The sequence below is a fragment of the Oleiphilus sp. HI0117 genome (assembly GCF_001635235.1).
Window position 1 is genome coordinate 1 of the sequence record NZ_LWGA01001460.1, and the last position, 785, is coordinate 785.

Genomic DNA, 785 nt, shown 5'->3' on the forward strand with positions numbered 1-785 from the left:
CATGATGCGCAAATGATTAAGAAGGTGAACACCTACTTACAGGATCATGACACGGATGGTTTGGACATTCGTATCATGTCGCCGGATCAGGCAATTCGCTTCACAATGGAGCGCTTGATTCGTGGCCGTGACACGATCTCTGTTACCGGTAATGTACTACGAGATTATCTAACGGATTTGTTCCCGATTCTTGAGTTGGGTACCAGTGCTAAGATGCTATCTATTGTTCCGTTAATGGCTGGTGGTGGTCTGTTTGAAACAGGTGCTGGTGGTTCTGCTCCGAAGCATGTTCAGCAATTCCTGGAAGAGTGTCACTTGCGTTGGGACTCTTTAGGTGAGTTTTTAGCGATCGCTGTTTCTTTGGAAGATCTGGGTATTAAGAATGATAATGAGAAAGCAAAAGTCCTAGCGAAAACGCTTGATGAGGCGACGGCTATCTTCCTGGAAGAAAATAAGTCACCGTCACGAGTGTCTGGTGAGCTGGATAACCGTGGTAGCCACTTCTTCTTGGCCTTGTATTGGGCTAAAGCGCTTGCTGCGCAAGATGATAACCTTGAGCTAAAAGAGCGCTTTGCAGCGCTGGCTAAGACATTAGAAGAGCAGCAGTCGACTATTCTTGCTGAAATGACGGTTGTGCAAGGTAAGCCTGTCGATATTGGCGGTTACTACCATCCTGATGTGGCGAAAGCGACTAAGGCGATGAGACCAAGTGATACCTTTAATTCAGCGCTTGATAATTTGTAAGCGTATCTGAGTGAAAAAAAACCGAACCGGCTCAGGCCGGT

1 protein-coding gene is annotated in these 785 nt (G+C 46.8%); it reads left to right on the forward strand.

Annotated elements, in window-relative coordinates; all coding sequences use genetic code 11:
- Nucleotides 1–744, forward strand: a 744-nt coding sequence (locus tag A3757_RS24385; RefSeq protein WP_197470294.1) for an NADP-dependent isocitrate dehydrogenase, incomplete at its 5' end; no start/stop codon positions are given.
- Nucleotides 745–785 lie beyond the last annotated feature (41 nt).